This is a genomic window from Pseudonocardia sp. D17 (assembly GCF_036984265.1).
Taxonomy (GTDB): domain Bacteria; phylum Actinomycetota; class Actinomycetes; order Mycobacteriales; family Pseudonocardiaceae; genus Pseudonocardia; species Pseudonocardia benzenivorans.
Map to the genome: position 1 here is coordinate 278,556 of NZ_BPRG01000234.1, position 19,009 is coordinate 297,564.

General features: G+C 73.1%; 15 protein-coding genes and 2 tRNA genes. 7 read left to right on the top strand and 10 right to left on the bottom strand.

The genetic code is table 11. The features are described from left to right. The first annotated feature begins 43 nt into the window (after positions 1–43). Positions 44–2,569: an RNA degradosome polyphosphate kinase gene (locus PSD17_RS33005; RefSeq protein ID WP_013674001.1), complete on the top strand. Its 2,526-nt coding sequence runs from the start codon at positions 44–46 to the stop codon at positions 2,567–2,569. 7 nt (positions 2,570–2,576) lie between these two features. Continuing rightward, the gene (locus PSD17_RS33010) at positions 2,577–3,515 is read left to right on the top strand and encodes an NUDIX hydrolase (protein WP_013674000.1); all 939 of its coding nucleotides are present in this window, start codon (positions 2,577–2,579) and stop codon (positions 3,513–3,515) included. 53 nt (positions 3,516–3,568) lie between these two features. On the opposite strand, the gene PSD17_RS33015 is transcribed toward PSD17_RS33010, so the two are convergent. From PSD17_RS33015 to leuC, 3 genes are all read right to left on the bottom strand, one after another. Continuing rightward, complete coding sequence (locus tag PSD17_RS33015) at positions 3,569–4,126, bottom strand: HU family DNA-binding protein (protein ID WP_103383137.1); 558 nt, start codon at positions 4,124–4,126, stop codon at positions 3,569–3,571. A gap of 136 nt (positions 4,127–4,262) precedes the next feature. Next, complete coding sequence (gene leuD, locus PSD17_RS33020) at positions 4,263–4,859, bottom strand: 3-isopropylmalate dehydratase small subunit (RefSeq protein WP_013673998.1); 597 nt, start codon at positions 4,857–4,859, stop codon at positions 4,263–4,265. 71 nt (positions 4,860–4,930) lie between these two features. After that, a complete protein-coding gene (gene leuC / locus PSD17_RS33025; protein ID WP_013673997.1) occupies positions 4,931–6,349 on the bottom strand; it encodes a 3-isopropylmalate dehydratase large subunit in 1,419 nt (472 codons plus the stop codon). 82 nt (positions 6,350–6,431) lie between these two features. Here leuC and PSD17_RS33030 point away from each other — a divergent pair, with 82 nt between their 5' ends. Then, positions 6,432–7,133 (top strand): IclR family transcriptional regulator, encoded by a 702-nt coding sequence (locus tag PSD17_RS33030; protein WP_013673996.1) that lies wholly within the window; start codon positions 6,432–6,434, stop codon positions 7,131–7,133. 148 nt (positions 7,134–7,281) lie between these two features. Further along, positions 7,282–9,042 carry an Hsp70 family protein gene (locus tag PSD17_RS33035; RefSeq protein ID WP_339126175.1) on the top strand — a complete coding sequence of 587 codons (1,761 nt, stop codon included), beginning with the start codon at positions 7,282–7,284 and terminating at the stop codon, positions 9,040–9,042. 168 nt (positions 9,043–9,210) lie between these two features. On the opposite strand, the gene PSD17_RS33040 is transcribed toward PSD17_RS33035, so the two are convergent. The 3 genes from PSD17_RS33040 to gltX form a co-directional block, all read right to left on the bottom strand. After that, a tRNA-Glu gene (locus tag PSD17_RS33040) sits at positions 9,211–9,283 on the bottom strand. Between the two features lie 45 nt (positions 9,284–9,328). Further along, a tRNA-Gln gene (locus PSD17_RS33045) sits at positions 9,329–9,400 on the bottom strand. Between the two features lie 67 nt (positions 9,401–9,467). After that, positions 9,468–10,961 carry a glutamate--tRNA ligase gene (gene gltX / locus PSD17_RS33050; RefSeq protein WP_013673994.1) on the bottom strand — a complete coding sequence of 498 codons (1,494 nt, stop codon included), beginning with the start codon at positions 10,959–10,961 and terminating at the stop codon, positions 9,468–9,470. A gap of 73 nt (positions 10,962–11,034) precedes the next feature. Between gltX and PSD17_RS33055 the strand changes: the two genes are divergently transcribed. Together PSD17_RS33055 and PSD17_RS33060 are read left to right on the top strand one after the other, a co-directional pair. Next, complete coding sequence (locus PSD17_RS33055) at positions 11,035–12,321, top strand: FAD-dependent oxidoreductase (RefSeq protein WP_339126138.1); 1,287 nt, start codon at positions 11,035–11,037, stop codon at positions 12,319–12,321. Positions 12,322–12,445: 124 nt separating this feature from the next. After that, complete coding sequence (locus PSD17_RS33060) at positions 12,446–12,760, top strand: EthD family reductase (RefSeq protein WP_103383103.1); 315 nt, start codon at positions 12,446–12,448, stop codon at positions 12,758–12,760. A 70-nt stretch (positions 12,761–12,830) separates the two neighbouring features. On the opposite strand, the gene PSD17_RS33065 is transcribed toward PSD17_RS33060, so the two are convergent. Both PSD17_RS33065 and serA read right to left on the bottom strand, forming a co-directional pair. After that, positions 12,831–13,871, bottom strand: coding sequence for a 3-isopropylmalate dehydrogenase (locus PSD17_RS33065; protein ID WP_013673991.1), 1,041 nt, complete (start codon positions 13,869–13,871; stop codon positions 12,831–12,833). Between the two features lie 267 nt (positions 13,872–14,138). Beyond that, positions 14,139–15,740 (bottom strand): phosphoglycerate dehydrogenase, encoded by a 1,602-nt coding sequence (gene serA, locus PSD17_RS33070; RefSeq protein WP_013673990.1) that lies wholly within the window; start codon positions 15,738–15,740, stop codon positions 14,139–14,141. A gap of 239 nt (positions 15,741–15,979) precedes the next feature. Here serA and PSD17_RS33075 point away from each other — a divergent pair, with 239 nt between their 5' ends. Continuing rightward, complete coding sequence (locus PSD17_RS33075; protein WP_013673989.1) at positions 15,980–16,843, top strand: methyltransferase domain-containing protein; 864 nt, start codon at positions 15,980–15,982, stop codon at positions 16,841–16,843. 9 nt (positions 16,844–16,852) lie between these two features. On the opposite strand, the gene PSD17_RS33080 is transcribed toward PSD17_RS33075, so the two are convergent. Next, positions 16,853–17,845 carry an LLM class flavin-dependent oxidoreductase gene (locus PSD17_RS33080; RefSeq protein WP_013673988.1) on the bottom strand — a complete coding sequence of 331 codons (993 nt, stop codon included), beginning with the start codon at positions 17,843–17,845 and terminating at the stop codon, positions 16,853–16,855. A gap of 130 nt (positions 17,846–17,975) precedes the next feature. After that, entirely contained in the window at positions 17,976–18,980 is a 1,005-nt protein-coding gene (gene ilvC, locus PSD17_RS33085) for a ketol-acid reductoisomerase (RefSeq protein ID WP_013673987.1), read from the bottom strand. Between the last annotated feature and the right edge of the window lie 29 nt (positions 18,981–19,009).

The window sequence follows — 19,009 nt, forward strand, 5'->3', positions numbered from 1 at the left end:
TCAGAACGTGACCATCGCGTCGACCAGAGTTCACCCGGATGCCATGTCGGTGAGTGCGGCACGACCGCCCGAGTGGGGAACAATCTCGACCGTGAGTGACGACGCGCGGACCCCTGACCCGGCCACGCCCGACAACCACGCCGCCGAGGGCGCCCGGGGCTCGGGATCGCGTGCCCGCGGCCGGGCGAGTGCCCGCCGCGCCCCCCGCCCGTCGAGCCGCCGGGTCAGCGCCGACACGTCGCAGCCGGCCGCACCCGCTCAGCCGGGCGGTGGCGGCCGGGCCCGCGGCACGGCCTCGCGCCGTACCGCGGCGGCCACGACGGCGCCCTCGTCGACACATGCGACGGCCGCGACCTCGACGCCCGCGGTCCCGCCCCAGGCCGCCTCGACGACGGCCACCACCCCGCCCGGGGCCGCCCCCATCGGGCCGCCCGCGCCGACGACGGCGCCCCTGGCGGCGACCACCCCGCTGCCCGACGACCGCTACCTCAACCGCGAGCTGTCCTGGCTGGACTTCAACGCCCGCGTGCTCGCGCTGGCCGAGGACACCAGCCAGCCGCTGCTCGAACGGGCGAAGTTCCTGGCGATCTTCGCGTCGAACCTCGACGAGTTCTACATGGTCCGCGTCGCCGGGCTGAAGCGTCGCGACGAGACGGGCCTGTCGGTCCGCAGCGCCGACGGCCTCACCCCGCGCGAGCAGCTGGCCCGCATCACCGCGCGCAGCCAGGTCCTCGCCGAGGCGCACGCCCGTGTGTTCCTCGACGAGGTGCGCCCCGAGCTCGACGAGTACGACATCCACATCCGCCGCTGGGCCGACCTGTCCGACGAGCAGCGCGAACGCCTCTCGAACTACTTCACCGACCAGGTCTTCCCGGTGCTGACGCCGCTCGCGGTCGACCCGGCGCACCCGTTCCCCTACATCTCGGGCCTGTCGCTGAACCTCGCCGTGACGGTCCGCGACCCCGAGGGCCGCACCGAGCGGTTCGCCCGCGTGAAGGTCCCCAACAACGTGCCGCGGCTGGTGCGGGTGGCCCCCGACCAGAGCACCGACCAGGGCGCCGGCGACCCCGGCATCACGTTCCTGCCCATCGAGGATCTCATCGCCGCGCACCTCGGCAAGCTGTTCACCGGCATGGACGTCGCCGAGGTGCACGCCTTCCGCGTCACGCGCAACGCCGACCTCGAGGTCGAGGAGGACCGCGACGAGGACCTCCTGCAGGCCCTCGAGCGCGAGCTGGCCCGTCGCCGGTTCGGCCCGCCCGTGCGGCTCGAGGTCGTCGACACGATGAGCGAGCACGTCCTGGAGCTGCTGCTGCGCGAGCTCGACGTCGACCCGGGCGACGTGGTCACCGTGCCCGGTCTGCTCGACCTGACCTGTCTGTGGGAGGTCTACGGCGTCGACCGGCCCGATCTCAAGGACGAGCCGTTCCGCCCGGCCACCCACCCGGCCTTCGCCGAGCGCGAGACCCCGCGCAGCATCTTCTCGACGCTGCGCGAAGGCGACGTGATGGTCCACCACCCGTACGACTCGTTCTCCACGAGCGTGCAGCGGTTCATCGAGCAGGCCGCCGCCGACCCGGACGTGCTGGCCATCAAGCAGACGCTCTACCGCACCTCGGGCGACTCGCCGATCGTCGACGCGCTCGTCGACGCGGCGGCCGCCGGCAAGCAGGTGGTGGCGCTCGTCGAGATCAAGGCGCGGTTCGACGAACAGGCCAACATCCGCTGGGCGCGCGAGCTGGAGAAGGCCGGCGTGCACGTCGTCTACGGCCTCGTCGGGCTCAAGACGCACTGCAAGACGTCGCTGGTGGTACGCCAGGAGGGCGCCCAGATCCGGCGCTACTGCCACATCGGCACGGGCAACTATCACCCGAAGACGGCGCGGCTGTACGAGGACATCGGCGTGCTCACTGCCGACCCGACGATCGGCGCCGACCTCACCGACCTGTTCAACACCCTCACCGGGTACTCGCGCCAGACCTCCTACCGCAGCCTGCTGGTCGCGCCCTACGGCGTGCGGCGCGGGATCGTGCGCCGCATCGAGGACGAGATCGACGCGTTCCGCGAGGGCGACGCCGCCGCCCGCGTGCGGATCAAGGTCAACTCGCTGGTCGACGAGCAGGTCATCGACGCGCTCTACCGCGCGTCACAGGCGGGTGTGCCGGTCGACGTCGTCGTCCGCGGGATCTGCGCGATCCGCCCCGGCCGCGAGGGCCTCTCGGAGAACATCCGGGTCCGTTCGATCCTCGGCCGCTTCCTGGAGCACTCGCGGATCTTCCACTTCGGCGCGGCCGACGAGTACTGGATCGGCAGCGCGGACATGATGCACCGCAACCTGGACCGGCGCGTCGAGGTGCTGCTGCGGGTGGCCGACCCGCGGCTGGCGACCCAGCTCGGCGACGTCTTCGACTCCTGCCTCGACCCCGCCACCCGCTGCTGGACGCTGCAGGCCGACGGGTCGTGGGAGCCGTCCCCGCCGCCGGGCTCGGACGTCGACCGGGTGCGCGACCACCAGGCCGAGATGATGGAGCTGCACGCCGCGGCGGCCGTCAGCAGCGACGGCGAGTGACCCGCCGATGACCCGTACCGACCGGTCCGGGCTCGCGCACGACCTGGGTGTCGACGTCCTCGCCGCCGGTGCCGTCCTCTGGCGCGAGGGCCCCGGTGGCCCGGAGGTGGGCCTGGTCCACCGGCCGCGTTACGACGACTGGTCGCTGCCCAAGGGCAAGCTCGACCGCGGCGAGACCCTCGCGGCCGCGGCCGTGCGCGAGGTGTTCGAGGAGACCGGGCACCGGATCCGACTGGGCGCCCGCGTGGGCGAGACCCGCTACACCGTCGCCGAGGGCGCGAAGCTCGTGCGCTACTGGGCGGGCGAGTCGCGTGGCGGGGTGTTCGCGCCGAACGCGGAAACCGACGAGCTGCGCTTCCTCCCGGCAGCCGAGGCCGTCGGCCTGCTCAGCTACGAACACGACCGCGACGTGCTGCGGCTGTTCGCCCGGCGGCCGGTGGTCGTGTCGACGCTGCTGCTCGTCCGGCACGCCAAGGCGGGCAGGCGCGAGGCGTGGAGCGGCGACGACCTGCGGCGCCCGTTGTCGTCGACGGGGCACGCCGAGGTGGCCCGGCTGACGCCGTTCCTCAGGCTGTTCGGCCCCGACCGGATCGCCTCGGCGCCGCCGCTGCGGTGCGTCGCGACGGTCGAGCCACTCGCCGCGGCGCTCGACGTCCGGATCGACGTCGAGTCGTCGTTGGGCGAGAACGCGTTCGCGACCGACCCCACCATCGGCCTCGAACGGGCGGCCGCGATCGCGACGCAGCTCGGGGTGTCGCTGGTCTGCAGCCAGGGCGGGGTGATCCCCGATCTGGTGGACGCCCTGACGGCGGGCACGCCGCTGGCCGACCGGGTCCGCCCCGGAGGTGCGGCGATTCCCGCCCGCAAGGCGAGCACGTGGGTGATCGGGTTCGGCGACGACCGCCAACCCGTCTTCGCGGACTACTACCGCGACCCCATGGGCTGACGGCCGCCGGGCGACCCCCGCGCGGTGACCGGCCGGGCGTCACCCGGCCGGGATCACTTCTTCGCCTTGGCCTTCTTCGGCTTCGCGGCCGGCTTCTCCGCCTTCGCCGCCGCGGCCTTGGCCTGGGTGGGGGTCGCGGCCTTGGCCTTGGCGGCGGTGGTCTTGGCCGCCGTCTTCGTCGCGGACTTCGCCGCCGGCTTGGGGGCCGGCTTCTCCGCGGCGAACGACGAGCCGGCCTTGGCCCGGCTGCGCGTCGCCCTGGCCGGGGCCGCGGGTGCGGCAGCAGCCGCACGCGGCCGGCGGGCCGGGGCGGGCCGCGCGCCTTCGGCGGCGGCACCGTTGCCGGACACGGTCGCCTTGAAGGCGATACCGGGCCGGAACGACGGCACGACCGTCGGCGGCACCGCGACCGTGTCCCCGGTCCGGGGGTTGCGGGCGACCCGGGCGGCCCGGGCACGCGCCTCGAAGACGCCGAACCCGGTGAGCGACACCGAACCACCCGAGCCGACCGTGTCCACGATGATCGAGAGCACTCCGTCGACCGCGGAGGCCGCGGTGCGCCGGTCGCCGAGCCGCGCCGCGAGCGCGTCCACGAGCTGCGTCTTGTTCATGGATGCGCACGGTAGAGTGTTGTCGCAGCTCACACCAGAGATCGGCGCAAGAAAAACCCTTGTCGTGCAACAACAGTCTCCGTCAGGGGACTGCGCCGCAGCATGTCCGGGCGATCAGCCGACCGCGGGCCGATGATCAGTGCGCGGGCGTCGTGACCGGCAGCCAACCCGGCCTGACCTGCTCGTATGCCGTGATGTCGGGCTCGTGGCGCAGGGTCAGACCGATGTCGTCGAGCCCCTCGAGCAGCCGCCAGCGCGTGTAGTCGTCGATCTGGAACGCGACGGTGAGATCCTTGGCCTGCACGGTGCGTTCCCGCAGGTCGACGGTCACCTCCGTGCCCGGTTCGGTCTCCAGCAGCTTCCACAGCAGCTCGACGTCGGGCTGCTCGCACTGCGCCGCGACGAGCCCGCCCTTGGCCGAGTTGCCGCGGAAGATGTCGCCGAAGCGCGACGAGATCACGACGCGGAAGCCGTAGTCCATGAGCGCCCACACGGCGTGCTCGCGCGAGCTGCCGGTGCCGAAGTCCGGACCCGCGACCAGCACCGACCCGCGGGAGAACGGCTCGGTGTTGAGGATGAAGTCCTCGTGCTGGCGCCAGGCGGCGAAGAGCCCGTCGTCGAAACCGGTGCGTGTCACGCGCTTGAGGTAGACGGCGGGGATGATCTGATCGGTGTCCACATTGGACCGGCGCAGCGGGACGCCGATCCCGGTGTGGGTGCTGAACGGTTCCATGCTCTGCAGGCCTCCTTCGTCGGCCCGTGAGTGGCGTCTCCGGTCACGACCGGCAACGCCCGCTCACGACCTCAGTCCAGGTCCTCGGGGGACGACAGCGTGCCGCGCACGGCCGTGGCGGCGGCCACGACGGGCGAGACGAGGTGGGTGCGGCCGCCCTTGCCCTGGCGGCCCTCGAAGTTCCGGTTCGACGTCGAGGCGCTGCGCTCCCCCGGCGCGAGCTGGTCGGGGTTCATGCCCAGGCACATCGAGCAGCCGGCCGACCGCCACTCGGCGCCCGCGGCGGTGAACACCTTGTCCAGGCCCTCGTCCTCGGCCTGGAAGCGCACCCGCATCGAGCCGGGCACGACGAGCATCCGGACGCCCTTCGCGAGCGAACGACCGTCGAGCACCTTCGCGGCGGCCCGCAGGTCCTCGATGCGCCCGTTGGTGCAGGAGCCGACGAACACCGTGTCGACGCGGACGTCGCGCAGCGGCATCCCGGCCTCGAGGCCCATGTAGTCGAGCGCCCGCTCGGCGGCGATGCGCTCGTTCTCGTCGGGGATCGTGGCGGGGTCGGGCACGTTCTCGCCCAGGGGCAGCCCCTGGCCCGGGTTGGTACCCCACGTGACGAAGGGGGTCAGCGTGTCGGCGTCGATGTCGACCTCGGCGTCGAAGAGCGCGCCCTCGTCGGTGCGCAGCGTCTGCCAGTCGGCCAGCGCGGCGTCCCAGGCCTCGCCCTTCGGGGCGTGGTCGCGGCCGGCGATGAAGTCGTAGGTGACCTGGTCGGGCGCGATCATGCCCGCCCGCGCGCCCGCCTCGATCGACATGTTGCAGATCGTCATCCGGGCCTCCATCGACAGGTTGTCGATGACGTTGCCCCGGTACTCCAGGACGTAGCCCTGCCCGCCGCCGGTGCCGATCTTCGCGATGATCGCGAGCACGACGTCCTTGCTCGTGACGCCGGGACGCAGCGTGCCGTCGGCGCTGTTGACGTTGATCGCCATGGTCTTGAACGGCTTGAGCGGCAACGTCTGCGTGGCCAGCACGTGCTCGACCTCGGAGGTGCCGATGCCGAACGCCATGGCCCCGAAGGCGCCGTGCGTCGAGGTGTGGCTGTCGCCGCAGACGACCGTCATGCCCGGCTGGGTGAGCCCGAGCTGCGGGCCGATGATGTGGACGATGCCCTGCTCGGCGTGGTTCATCGGGTACAGATCGACGCCGAACTCCGCGCAGTTGCGCCGCAACGTCTCGACCTGGGTGCGCGAGACCGGGTCGGCGATCGGGAGCTCGACGTCCTTCGTCGGGACGTTGTGGTCCTCGGTCGCGATCGTGAGGTCCGGGCGCCGCACCCGGCGACCCGCGAGCCGCAGGCCGTCGAACGCCTGCGGGCTGGTGACCTCGTGCACGAGGTGCAGGTCGATGTAGAGAAGATCGGGCTCCTGCCCCTCGCCCTTGCGGACCACATGGCGGTCCCAGACCTTCTCTGCAAGCGTGCGCGCCTCAGTCACGGCGCCGCCTCCTCGCGGTTGCCTCACGGTGGTGGGTGGATCGACCTAGACCTCCCAGATGTTGGGAAGCTAGTATCGAGGCGTGAGACAGTCTAGCGGCATCGGCGTGCTCGACAAGGCCGTGGGTGTACTTCGTGCCGCGGCCGCCGAACCGTGCGGGCTCACCGAGCTGTGCGAGCGCACCGGGCTCCCCCGCGCGACGGCGCACCGGCTGGCCGTCGGGCTCGAGGTGCACGGCCTGCTCCACCGCGGTGCCGACGGCCGCTGGCGCCCCGGCCCCACCCTCGCCGAGCTCTCCAGCGGCCACGGCGACCCGCTGCTCGACGCGGCGGCCGCCGTCCTCCCGCGGTTGCGCGACATCACCGGCGAGAGCGTGCAGCTCTACCGCCGCGACGGCACCCACCGCATCTGCGTCGCCACCGCCGAGCCGGCCAGCGGGCTGCGCGACACGGTGCCCGTCGGCACCCGGCTGGCCATGACGGCGGGCTCCGGGGCCAAGGTCCTCGCCGCCTGGGCGGACCCGGCAACGCAGCGCGCCGTCCTCGCCGACGCCACGTTCACCGAACGCGTGCTCGTCGACGTGCGCCGCCGCGGCTGGGCGCAGAGCATCGCCGAACGCGAGGCGGGCGTCGCCAGCGTGTCCGCGCCCGTGCGCGACGGCTCCGGCAAGGTCGTCGCCGCCGTGTCCGTCTCCGGCCCGATCGACCGCATCGGCCGCCGCCCCGGCGTCCGCTGGGCCGCCGATCTGCTGGCCGCCGCGGAGGCGCTCCAACACCGTCTGTAGTCCGGCCACGGCGCCCCGGCGTCCGCTCGTCGCCGCAGGGTGGGGCGGTTGCGAAGGGCCGGGCATCGTGACGCTAACGTGACGTCGATCCGGCTCGATGGACACCGAGAGTCGCATTGGTTGGGGAACCGGACGAAGACGGGTGACGATGAGCTATCTGCTCGGCATCGACGTGGGCACCACTCGGACCGCGGCGGCGATCACCCGCCTCGACGGGGGGCGGATCGTCGAGACCGAGATGGTCAATCTCGGTGACCGCTCCGTCCACGTCCCCTCGGTCCTGTTCGTCGGTGCCGACGGCGGGGTCGTCGTCGGCGAGGCCGCCGAGCGGCGCGCGCTCACCGACCCCGACCGTGTCGTCCGCGAGTTCAAGCGCCGAGTCGGCGACCCCACGCCCATCCAGGTCGCCGGCCAGCCCTGGACGCCGGAGGACCTCTCCGCCCGGCTCGTCCGCTGGGTCGTCGACCAGGTCGCGGCGCGCGAGGGCGGCGTCGCCGAGCGCATCTCCGTCACCCATCCGGCGTCGTGGGGCAACCACAAGAAGGAGCTGTTCGCCACGGCGCTCGCGCGCGTCGGGCTGACCGTCACCTTCCTCGCCGAGCCGCAGGCCGCCGCGCTGCACTACGCGTCGGCCGAGCGCGTCGAGCAGGGCGCCACGATCGCGGTCTACGACCTCGGCGGCGGCACGTTCGACGCGGCCGTCGTCCGCAAGGACGGCACGTTCGGGCTGCTCGGCCGCCCCGAGGGCATCGAGCGGCTCGGCGGCATCGACTTCGACCAGGTCGTGTTCGACCACGTCGTCGAGGGCATGCCCGACGCCTTCGCCGACCTCGACGAGACCGATCCCTCCGTGCTCTCCGCGGTCGCGCGCATCCGGCGCGACTGCACCGAGGCCAAGGAGGCGCTCAGCTCCGACACCGAGGCCTCGGTCCCCGTCCTGCTGCCCGGCACGCAGGGTTCGGTGCGGCTGCACCGCAGCGAGTTCGAGCAGATGATCGGCCCGCAGATCGAGGAGACGGTCGCGGCGCTGCGCCGGGCGATCAGCTCCGCGGGGCTCACGCCCGAGCAGATGTCGGCCGTGCTGCTCGTCGGCGGGTCGTCGCGGATCCCGCTCGTCGCGCAGACCGTGTCCGACGAGCTGGGCCGCCCCGTCGCCGTCGACGCCGACCCCAAGAACGCCATCGCCAAGGGCGCCGCCATCGCGCTCGCGCCGCAGCAGGTCGGGGCGACGGGCGGCCAGCCCGCGCACGCCCCCGCGCCCCCGCCGCCCGGCCCGGGTGCCGCGGGTGCGGTTGCGGGCGGGGCCGTGGCGGGCGGGGCGCTGGCGGGTGCGGGCCTGGCCGCGGGCGGGTTCACCCCTGCGACCGACGAGCTGCCCACCGTCGACGTCCGGCGCGGGATGGGTGCCCCGCCCCCGCCCGGGTACGGCGCCCCGATGGCGCCGCCGCCCGCACCGCCGCGCGACCCCGCCCCGATGGCCTACGCGACGCCCGGCTTCGACGACGACCACGGCGGCTCCGGCCGTCGCACCCCGGTACTGCTCGTCGCGGCCGGCGGCGTGCTCGCCGCGGTGGGCGTCATCGCCGCCGTGCTGTTCTGGCCGCAGAACGCGCCCGAGAGCGCGGCGACGACCCGAATCGTCCCGACCGACGTCGCCACCCCCTCCGACACGCCCACGACGACCACCGAGGCGCCGCCGGAGACCCACAGCGAGTCGCGCAACAACCCCCCGCCCGTCGTGCGGACCACGACCCCCAAGCCGGTCGTGACGACAACGACCCCGCCGCCGGTCACCACCACGACGCCGAAGCCGACCACCCCGCCCACGACCACTACGACAACAACGACCACCACGACGACTCAGGTCGCCGCCCCGGGCAGCGGCACAGCAGCAGCGCGCCCGCAGTAGGACCCGCCACGCCGTCCCGCTTGCTCGTGGGTGGCGGCGGTCGCTCACGCGACCGTCGCCACCCACGAGAATCCGGCCACGGATGCATAGTCCCTGCGCCCGGTCCGTGCGCCGTCTCCGCACGAACAAAAAAGGTCCCCGCTCCGAAGAGCGGGGACCTTTTTCTTGTAGCCCCGACGGGATTTGAACCCGCGCTACCGCCTTGAGAGGGCGGCGTCCTAGGCCGCTAGACGACGGGGCCGAGTAGGACTTTCTTATTGTACATCTGGAAACTGCGAGGTTTCCGCTGGGGTACCAGGACTCGAACCTAGACTAACTGAACCAGAATCAGTCGTGCTGCCAATTACACCATACCCCAAGGTTCACGTTCTCCCGTTCCCGCGGTGACCCGCCGGCTCGGTTTCCCGTGCCCTGCGCAGAGAACTCTAGACCACGCCCCGAGCGCGCTCCAAACCGGCCCCCAGTCGACGCACCGACCGCTCACGGCCCAGCAGTTCCATGCTCTCGTAGAGCGGCGGCGAGACGGTCCGGCCCGACACGGCGACCCGGACGGGGCCGAAGGCCTTGCGCGGCTTGAGGCCCAGACCGTCGACCAGCGAGGCCTTCAGGGACTCCTCGATGGCGGCGGCCGACCAGTCATCGAGCGCGTTCAGGCCGGTCAGGGCCGCGTCGAGGACGGGGACGGCGTCGGCGCCGAGGTTCTTGGCCGCGGCGTCGTCGTCGACGGCGAAGCCGTCCTCGTCGACGAACAGGAAGCGCAGCATGCGCGCGGCGTCGGTCAGCACGACGCTGCGCTCCTGCACCAGCGGGACCGCGGCGGCCAGCAACGCGGCCTGTGCGTCGGTCGGCGTGCCACTGATCACACCCTCGGCCTCGAGGTAGGGAACGACGCGGCGCGCGAACTCGTCGGCGGGCAGCAGTCGCATGTGTGCGGAATTGATGGCCTCGGCCTTCTTGAGGTCGAAGCGGGCGGCATTCGAGGAGACGCGCGACACGTCGAAGGCAGCGACCATCTCGTCGAGGGAGAAGACGTCGCGGTCGTCGGCGATCGACCATCCCAGCAATGCGAGGTAGTTCAGCAGTCCCTCGGGCAGGAATCCGCGGTCGCGGTAGTGGAAGAGGTTCGACTCGGGGTCGCGCTTGGAGAGCTTGCGCGCACCTTCACCGGTGACGAGCGGCAGGTGCGCGTAGGTCGGCGCGCCGTTGCCGATGCCGACGCGCTGGAAGGCCTCGTACAGCGCGATCTGCCGCGGTGTCGAGGAGAGCAGGTCCTCGCCGCGCAGGACGTGCGTGATGCCCATGAGCGCGTCGTCGAGCGGGTTGGTCAGCGGGTAGAGCGGGCTGCCGTCGCCACGCGCGAGGACGAAGTCCGGGACGGTCCCGGCCTTGAACGTCACCTCGCCGCGGATGAGGTCGGTGAACGTGATGTCGCGGTCGGGCATGCGCAGCCGCCAGACGGGCTTGCGACCCTCGGCGCGGAAGGCCTGCTTCTGCTCCTCGGTCAGCGAGCGGTCGGCGTTGTCGTAGCCGAGCTTCGGGTCCCGACCGGCCGCGCGGTGCCGGGCCTCGATCTCCTCCGCCGACGAGTACGACTCGTAGACCTCGCCCGCCTGCGTGAGCCGGCCGAGGGCGTCGCGGTAGAGGTCGTGGCGCTCGCTCTGCCGGTAGGGGCCGTGCGGCCCGCCGACCTCGGGACCCTCGTCCCAGTCCAGGCCCAGCCAGCGCAGGGCGTCGAGCAGCGCGTTGTACGACTCGACGCTGTCGCGCGCGGCGTCGGTGTCCTCGATCCGGAAGACGAACGTGCCGCCGTGGTGGCGGGCGTGCGCCCAGTTGAACAGCGCGGTGCGGATGAGGCCGACGTGCGGCGTGCCGGTGGGCGACGGGCAGAACCGCACCCGGACCTGGGAGGGAGTGCTCACGACCCCATCGTCTCGCGTGCCCGATCGGCGCCTTCCGGTGGCCCCCGAGCGGACGGAGAGCTATATTCAACGTATGAGGAAAAACGAGCGCACGACCGTCGCCGTCGTCGGGGGCGGGCCCGCCGGGATGGTCCTCGGGCTGCTGCTCGCCCGCGCCGGGATCGAGGTCACCGTGCTGGAGAAGCACGCCGACTTCCTGCGGGACTTCCGGGGCGACACGGTGCACGCCTCCACGCTGACCCTGCTCGACGAGCTGGGGCTGGGCGAGCGGTTCGCCGCCCTCCCGCAGCGGCGGCTCGAGGCCGTCTCCGCCGAGCTCGACGGTGGGACCGTCCGGCTCGCCGACATGCACCGGCTGCCGGGCGACCACCAGCACGTCGCGCTCGTCCCCCAGTGGGACCTCCTCGAACTGCTCGCCGGCGCCGCGGCCGAGGAGCCCTCGTTCACCCTCGTCCGGCAGGCCGACGTCACCGGCCTGGTCCGGGAGGCCGGACGGGTCGCGGGCGTCCGCTGGACCGACCGCACCACCGGCGAGGAGCACGTGCTGCGCGCGGCGCTCACCGTGGCCTGCGACGGCCGGCACTCCGCGGTGCGCGCCGCGGCCGGGCTGCGGCCACGCGGGTTCGGCGTCCCGATGGACGTGTGGTGGTTCCGCCTCCCCCGCCACGCCGAGGACGTCGCCGGCGGCGTCGGCCGCTTCACCCGCGGCCACTTCTGCGTGCTGATCGACCGCGGCGACTACTGGCAGTGCGCCTACCTGATCCGCAAGGGCAGCGACGCCGAGCTGCGCGCCGCGGGGATCGGCGAGCTGCGGCGGCGGCTGGCGGGGCTGGTCCCGTGGTTGGCCGACCGCGTCGACACCCTTGCGTCCTGGGACGACGTCAAGCTGCTCGACGTGCGGCTCGACCGGTTGCGCCGCTGGTACGCCGACGGCCTGCTGCTGGTCGGCGACGCGGCGCACGCGATGTCGCCCGTCGGCGGCGTCGGGATCAACCTGGCCGTCGCCGACGCGGTGGCGGCCGCCCGGCTGCTCGCTCCCGAGCTGCGCCGCAACGGCCGTGCGACGACCCGCGCGCTGCGCCGGGTCCAGCTGCGTCGCTGGTGGCCGACGGCCCTGGTGCAGGGCGCGCAACGGGTCGCGCACCGGGTGGTCATCGGCACGGCGCTCGACACCGGTCGCGGCGCGACACCGCCGGTCGCGGCAACGTTGCCGCTGCCGGTCCGGATCCTGCAGCGGTTCCCGGTGCTGCAGGGCATCCCGGCGCGGCTGGTCGCGATCGGCCCGCTGCCCGAGCACGCGCCGGCGTGGGCACGCCGTCCGGTCGCCACCGCCGGACGTGAGGCCCCCGCACGCACCTGATCGCGATGTTCGTGCCGTTCGTCCGTCGAGGGGGCCGGCTGCGGGAGGGCGCGCCCGGCGTCGGGTCGGCATGATGTCGACGAGGCCGTCGACACCGGAGTCGCGGCCACGGATCGGAGGAACCGTGTCCTACCAGCTCACCGTGCTCTACCACCACCCCGCGGACGCCGCGGCGTTCGACAAGCACTACGACGAGGTGCACACCCCCATCGCGAGCAAGCTCCCCGACCTGCGGAGCTTCTCCGTCAGCAGGCCGCAGCCCGGCCCCGACGGCGCGCAGCCCGCCTACCACCTGGTCGCGGTGCTGACATGGGACTCGGCCGAGGCGATGGGTGCGTCCATGTCGAGCGACGCGGGCAAGGCCGCCGTCGCCGACCTGGGCAACTTCGCGGGCGCCGGCGTGACCATGCTGACCGGCCCCAGCGACGCGGTGGTCTGACCGCCACGACGGCGCGACGACGGCGGCGCCCCCCCCGGACCGGGGGACGCCGCCGTCGTGCGGGGACGGGTCAGGCGGGCGCGGAGGCCTGGCGGCTGACGAGCGCGGCCAGCCGGTCGCCGATGGAACGGGTGTGGCTGTTGGCGCCGTGGTCGCGCGTCGCGAGGTCGAACGCCACGGCGGCCTCGATCCGACGCGCGGCGTCGGACCGGCCGAGGTGGTCGAGCAGGAGCGCGACCGACAGGACGGCGGCCGTCGGGTCGGCGATGCCCTGTCCGGCGATGTCGGGGGCGCTGCCGTGCACCGGCTCGAACATGCTGGGGTTGCGTCCCGACGCGTCGATGTTGCCGCTGGCGGCCAGCCCGATGCCGCCGGTCACCGCGGCCGCGAGGTCGGTGAGGATGTCGCCGAACAGGTTGTCGGTGACGATCACGTCGTAGCGCGACGGGTCCGTGACGAGGTGGATCGTCGTCGAGTCGACGTGCTGGTAGGCGACCGTGACGTCCGGGTGCTCGAGCGAGACCTCCTCGACGATCCGGGACCACAGCGCGCCGGCGAACGCGAGCACGTTGGTCTTGTGCACGAGCGTGAGGTGCTTGCGCGGCCGGCGCTCGGCACGGGCGAAGGCATCGCGGACCACGCGCTCGATGCCGAAGGCGGTGTTGGTGCTCACCTCCGTCGCGACCTCCTGCGGGGTGTCCTTGCGCAGCAGGCCGCCGGTGCCGACGTACGGGCCCTCGGTGCCCTCGCGGACGACGACGAGGTCGATCTCGGGGTTGCCCGCCAGCGGTCCGCGCACGCCCGGGTAGAGGCGCGCGGGCCGCAGGTTGACGTGGTGGTCGAGCTCGAAGCGCAGCCGCAGCAGCAGGCCGCGCTCGAGGATGCCGCTCGGGACGGACGGGTCGCCGACCGCGCCCAGCAGGATCGCGTCGTGACCCCGCAGCTCCGTCAGCACCGACTCCGGGAGGAGCTCGCCGGTGGAGTGCCAGCGGGCGGCGCCGAGGTCGTAGTTGGTGGTCTCGGCGCCGGGCGCTACCTCGTTCAGGACCTTGAGCGCCTCGTCGATGACCTCCGGGCCGATGCCGTCGCCGGGAATGACCGCTAGGCGCATGTCCAGATACCTCTCTGTTTGGGGAGTCGCAGCACGCTACCCGCTGCGACACCGCCGATCGGTCGCCGTCCACTCTTCCGAGGTCACCCGTACCGGTGGAACAGGTGCCCGCGGGACGGCCCGACGGTGCCGCCGGGAGCGCGACACGCCCCCGAGCGGGTCTGATTGTCCGCCCGAGGTTCGCGCCGGCGGCAGCCGGGGTACACCGGCTGCCGCCGGTCGGGGCCGGGTGCGGACCGTCAGGGACCCGCGAAACCCGGGCCCGTGTCAGTCGAGCGAGATGAGCCGGACGGTCTTCGCGCCGACCGAGGCACCGATGGGCTCGAGCACGGCCGGGTCGATCGGGCGGTCGACGCGCAGCAGCATGATCGCGTCGCGGCCGTCGGTGGTCTGGCTGATCTGCGCGGCCTCGATGTTGACGGCGGCCTCGCCCAGCAGCGACCCGACGCGGCCCATCACCCCGGGGCGGTCGGCGTACTCGAGCAGCAGGATGTCGCCCTCGGCCCGCAGGTCGAAGTGCCGGCCGTTGATCTCGACGAGCTTCTCGACCTGCGCACGGCCGGTCAGCGTGCCCGAGACGGTGATCGCCTCGCCGTCGGCCATCGCGGCGCGCAGCTGCACGACGCTGCGGTGGTTGGCGCTCTCGGGGGCCGTGGTCAGCTCGACCGCGACGCCGCGCTCCGCGGCCAGCGCCGGCACGTTGACGAACGTGACCTGGTCCTCGACGACGTGGGTGAACACCCCGCGCAGGGCCGCGAGCGGCAGGACCGAGACGTCCTCGGAGGAGAGCTCGCCCGCGACGTCGACGGTGATCGAGCTGGGCACGCGCCCGGCCAGGGCGTGCAGCACCGTGCCCATCTTCTGCACGAGCGGCAGGTACGGCCGGACCTCCTCGCCGACCGCGCCATCGATCTGCACGTTGACCGCGTCGGGCACGAACTCGCCCGCGAGCGCCAGCTGGACCGACCTGGCGACGTCGGTGCCCGCGCGGTCCTGCGCCTCGTCGGTGGACGCGCCCAGGTGCGGGGTGACGACGACGTTCTCCAGCTCGAAGAGCGGGCTGGAGGTCGTCGGCTCGGTGACGTAGACGTCGATGCCCGCGCCGCCGACGTGCCCGGAACGGACGGCCTCGGCGAGGGCGGCCTCGTCGACCAGCCCGCCGCGGGCGGCGTTGACGATGATCACGCCCTTCTTGGTGATCGCGAGCTGGTCCTTGCCGATCAGCCCGAGGGTCTCGGGGGTCTTCGGCAGGTGGATCGAGATGACGTCGGCCCGGCGCAGCACGTCCTCGAGCGAGGCCAGCTCGATGCCGAGCTGGGCGGCACGGGCCGGGGCGACGTAGGGGTCGTACGCGATCAGCGTGACGCCGAACGCGGCGAGCCGCTGCGCGACGAGCTGACCGATCTTGCCCAGGCCGACGATGCCCACGGTCTTGCCGTTGAGCTCGACGCCGGTGTAGGCGCTGCGCTTCCACTGCCCCTGGCGCAGCGCGGCGTCGGCAGGGGCGACGTGGCGGGCCGCGGCCAGCAGCAGCGCGATGGCGTGCTCGGCGGCGGAGACGATGTTCGACGTCGGCGCGTTGACGACCATGACGCCGCGCGCCGTGGCGGCGGGGACGTCGACGTTGTCGAGGCCGACGCCGGCGCGCGCGACGACCTTGAGGCGGGTCGAGGCGGCGAGGACCTCGGCGTCGACCTTGGTGGCCGAGCGGACGAGGAGTGCGTCGGCGTCGGCGACCGCGGCGAGGAGCGCCGGCCGGTCGGTTCCGTCGACGTGGCGGATCTCGACGTCGTCGCCGAGCAGCTCCACCGCGGACGGCGCGAGCTTCTCGGCGAGGAGGACGACAGGACGGGCGGCGGCGGTGCTCACGGCGGTTGCAGGGCTCCCGGGTCGGTCGGTAGGGACCCCCCGATCCTAGGGCCGCCCGCCGACGGCCCTGCAGCCAGCGTGAGCGGCGCAATAGCGCAACCTGCACGAATGGTCGGTGTCCGCGCCGGGACGGGCCGGCCCCGTGTCCGGTTCGCCGCAGTCGGATCCGGGCGAGCGGCCGGTTTCGGCAGCCGAACGGCCGTGGCGGACAGGGGCCTGATGTGACCAGGATGACGCGCATGACCCGCACCGAGGCGAACCGGCCCGCGGCGAACCGCAGCGCGGCGCCCCGCACCGAGGGCCTGTCCCTGCACGCCTTCACCGACCTCGACGACGACGCACCCGAGATCGGCCCGTTCGTCAGCGCGCTGGAGGCGTTCGACCGGCTGCCGCTGCTCGGCGAGCTGAAGAAGCTGGCGATCCAGCGCACGCGCACCGGCCCCGGCGCGACGGTGCTCGACGTCGGCTGCGGGTTCGGGCTGGAGAGCCTGCGGCTGGCGCGGGCCGTCACACCGGGCGGGTCGGTCACCGGCGTCGACGCGAGCGCCCGCTTCGTCGCCGAGGCGCAGCGCCGCGCGGCCGCGGAGGGGCTGACGGTCACGTTCGTCGAGGGGGACGCGGCGGACCTGCCGTTCCCCGACGACGCCTTCGACGTCACCCGCGCCGAGCGCGTGCTGGTCTACCTGCCCGACCCCGACGCCGCCCTCGCCGAGATGGTGCGCGTGACCCGTCCGGGCGGGCGGATCGCGGTGATCACGCCGGACTTCGACACGAACACGATCGGCGTCGGCGACCGGGCGACGACCCGCGCGATCCTGGCCCACGAGGCGGACACGGCCGTCGTACACCCCTGGCTGCCGCGCACGCTCGGACCCGCGCTGCGCGCCGCGGGGGCGCACGACGTCGAGGTCGCGAGCCGGATGGTCGTGTTGTCCCCCGACCTCGCGGCGAGCTACTTCGCGACCGTCGGACGCTCGGCGGCCGCGGCCGGCGCGGTCTCGGAGGAGGACGCGCAGGTCTGGGTCGCCGAGATCGCGCAACGCCACCGCGAGGGCACGCTGTTCGCCGCGATCGGCTACTACCTGTTCACGGCGACGGTCTGACCCGACCCGTCAGGCCGGGACGGCGGTCCGACCCGCGAGCAGCTCGAACGAGCGGTACCAGGCCGCCCGGTCGACGGCCGGGCTCGTGACGATCAGCTCGTCGATCCCGACCCGGGCGGCGAACTCCGTGAGGTACTGCTCGACGACGTCGGGCGTACCGGCGGCGGTGTAGCGCATCATGTTCAGCACCTGGCGACCCGCGGGCAGGTCGAGCGCGGCGACGGCCTCGGCGTCGGTCAGCTCGTGGCCACCCCGGCTCAGCAGCCGTTTGACCCGGTCGATCCGGGCGAGCCGCAGCAGCTCGTCGGCGTCCGCGGCGGAGTCGGCGACCAGCACGTTGACCCCCGCCATCACCAGCGGCGCCGCGAGCTGGGCCGACGGCCGGAACTCGGTCCGGTACATCTCGACGGCCTGCTCGAGCGCCTCCGGCGCGAAGTGGGACGCGAACGCGTAGGGCAGCCCGAGGATCGCGGCCACCTGCGCGCCGTAGAGCGAGGAACCGAGCACGTAGAGCGGGACGGCGGTGCCCTTGCCGGGGAACGCCTCGACCCCCGGCACGAGCGACTGCTCACCGAGGAACGCCTGCAGCTCCTGGACGTCCTGCGGGAAGGTCTCCGACGCCCGCGGGTCGCGGCGCAGCGCCCGGAACGTGGCCTGGTCGGTGCCCGGGGCGCGGCCGAGACCCAGCTCGATGCGGCCGGGGTAGAGCTCGGCGAGCGTGCCGAACTGCTCGGCGACCTGCAGCGGCGAGTGGTTGGGCAGCATGATGCCGCCCGCGCCGAGGGTGATCCGCTCGGTGTTCGCCGCGACGTGCCCGATCAGCACGCTCGTCGCCGACGACGCGATCGCGCGCATGTTGTGGTGCTCGGCGTACCAGATGCGCCGGTAGCCCCAGCGCTCCGCCCGGCGCGCCAGCTCGACGCTCGCGGCGAGCCCCTCGGCGACCGACTCACCCGGGGGGACGAGGGCGAGGTCGAGGATCGACAGCGGGGGCAGGGACACGGCAGGCACCTCTCGACGGGGAACGCTCATCCCGCCCAACGCCGTGCGCGCCGCGTCTCTTCCCCGGAACGCACGAACGGCCCTCTCCCGCGACTGCGGGGAAGGGCCGTTCGAGCAGCGGGAGAAGGCCTTACTTGGCCTTCTCGCCCACCCAGCTCATGAGGCCGCGGAGCTTCTCGCCGACCTGCTCGATCGGGTGCTCGGCGCCCTGCTTCTGCAGACGGGTGAAGTTGGGCCGGCCGGCCTCGTCCTCGGCGACCCACTCGGAGGCGAAGCGCCCGTCCTGGATCTCGGCGAGGATCTTCTTCATCTCCTCCTTGGTCGCCGCGTTGACCACGCGCGGGCCGCGGGTGAGGTCGCCGTACTCGGCGGTGTCGGAGATCGAGAAGCGCTCGTTGGCGATGCCGCCCTCGTACATGAGGTCGACGATCAGCTTGAGCTCGTGCAGGCACTCGAAGTAGGCGATCTCCGGGGCGTAGCCCGCCTCGGTGAGCACCTCGAAACCGGTCTGGACCAGCGCCGCGGCACCACCGCAGAGGACGGCCTGCTCGCCGAACAGGTCGGTCTCGGTCTCCTCCTTGAACGTGGTCTCGATGACGCCCGCGCGGGCGCCGCCGATCCCGGCCGCGTACGAGAGGGCGAGCGCCTTGGCGTTGCCGGAGGCGTCCTGCTCGACGGCGATCAGGGCGGGCACGCCCTTGCCGTCGACGAACTGGCGACGGACCAGGTGGCCGGGCCCCTTCGGGGCGACCATGGCGACGTCGACGTCGGCAGGCGGCTTGATCAGGTCGTAGCGGATGTTGAAGCCGTGCCCGAAGAAGATCGCGTCACCGCTCTTGAGGTTCGGCGCGATGTCCTCGGCGTAGATGAAGCGCTGCTTGGTGTCCGGGGCCAGGATCATGATCAGGTCGGCCCACGCCGACGCCTCGGCCGGGGTGAGCACCTCCAGACCCTCGTCCGCGGCCTTCTGCCGGCTCTTCGACCCCTCGGGCAGGCCGATCTTCACCTCGACGCCGGAGTCGCGCAGCGACAGCGCGTGCGCGTGCCCCTGCGAGCCGTAGCCGATCACGGCGACCTTGCGGCCCTGGATGATCGACAGGTCGGCGTCGTCGTCGTAGTAGATGTTCACGCTCATGACGGGTGGTACGTCCTCTCCCAGGGGGT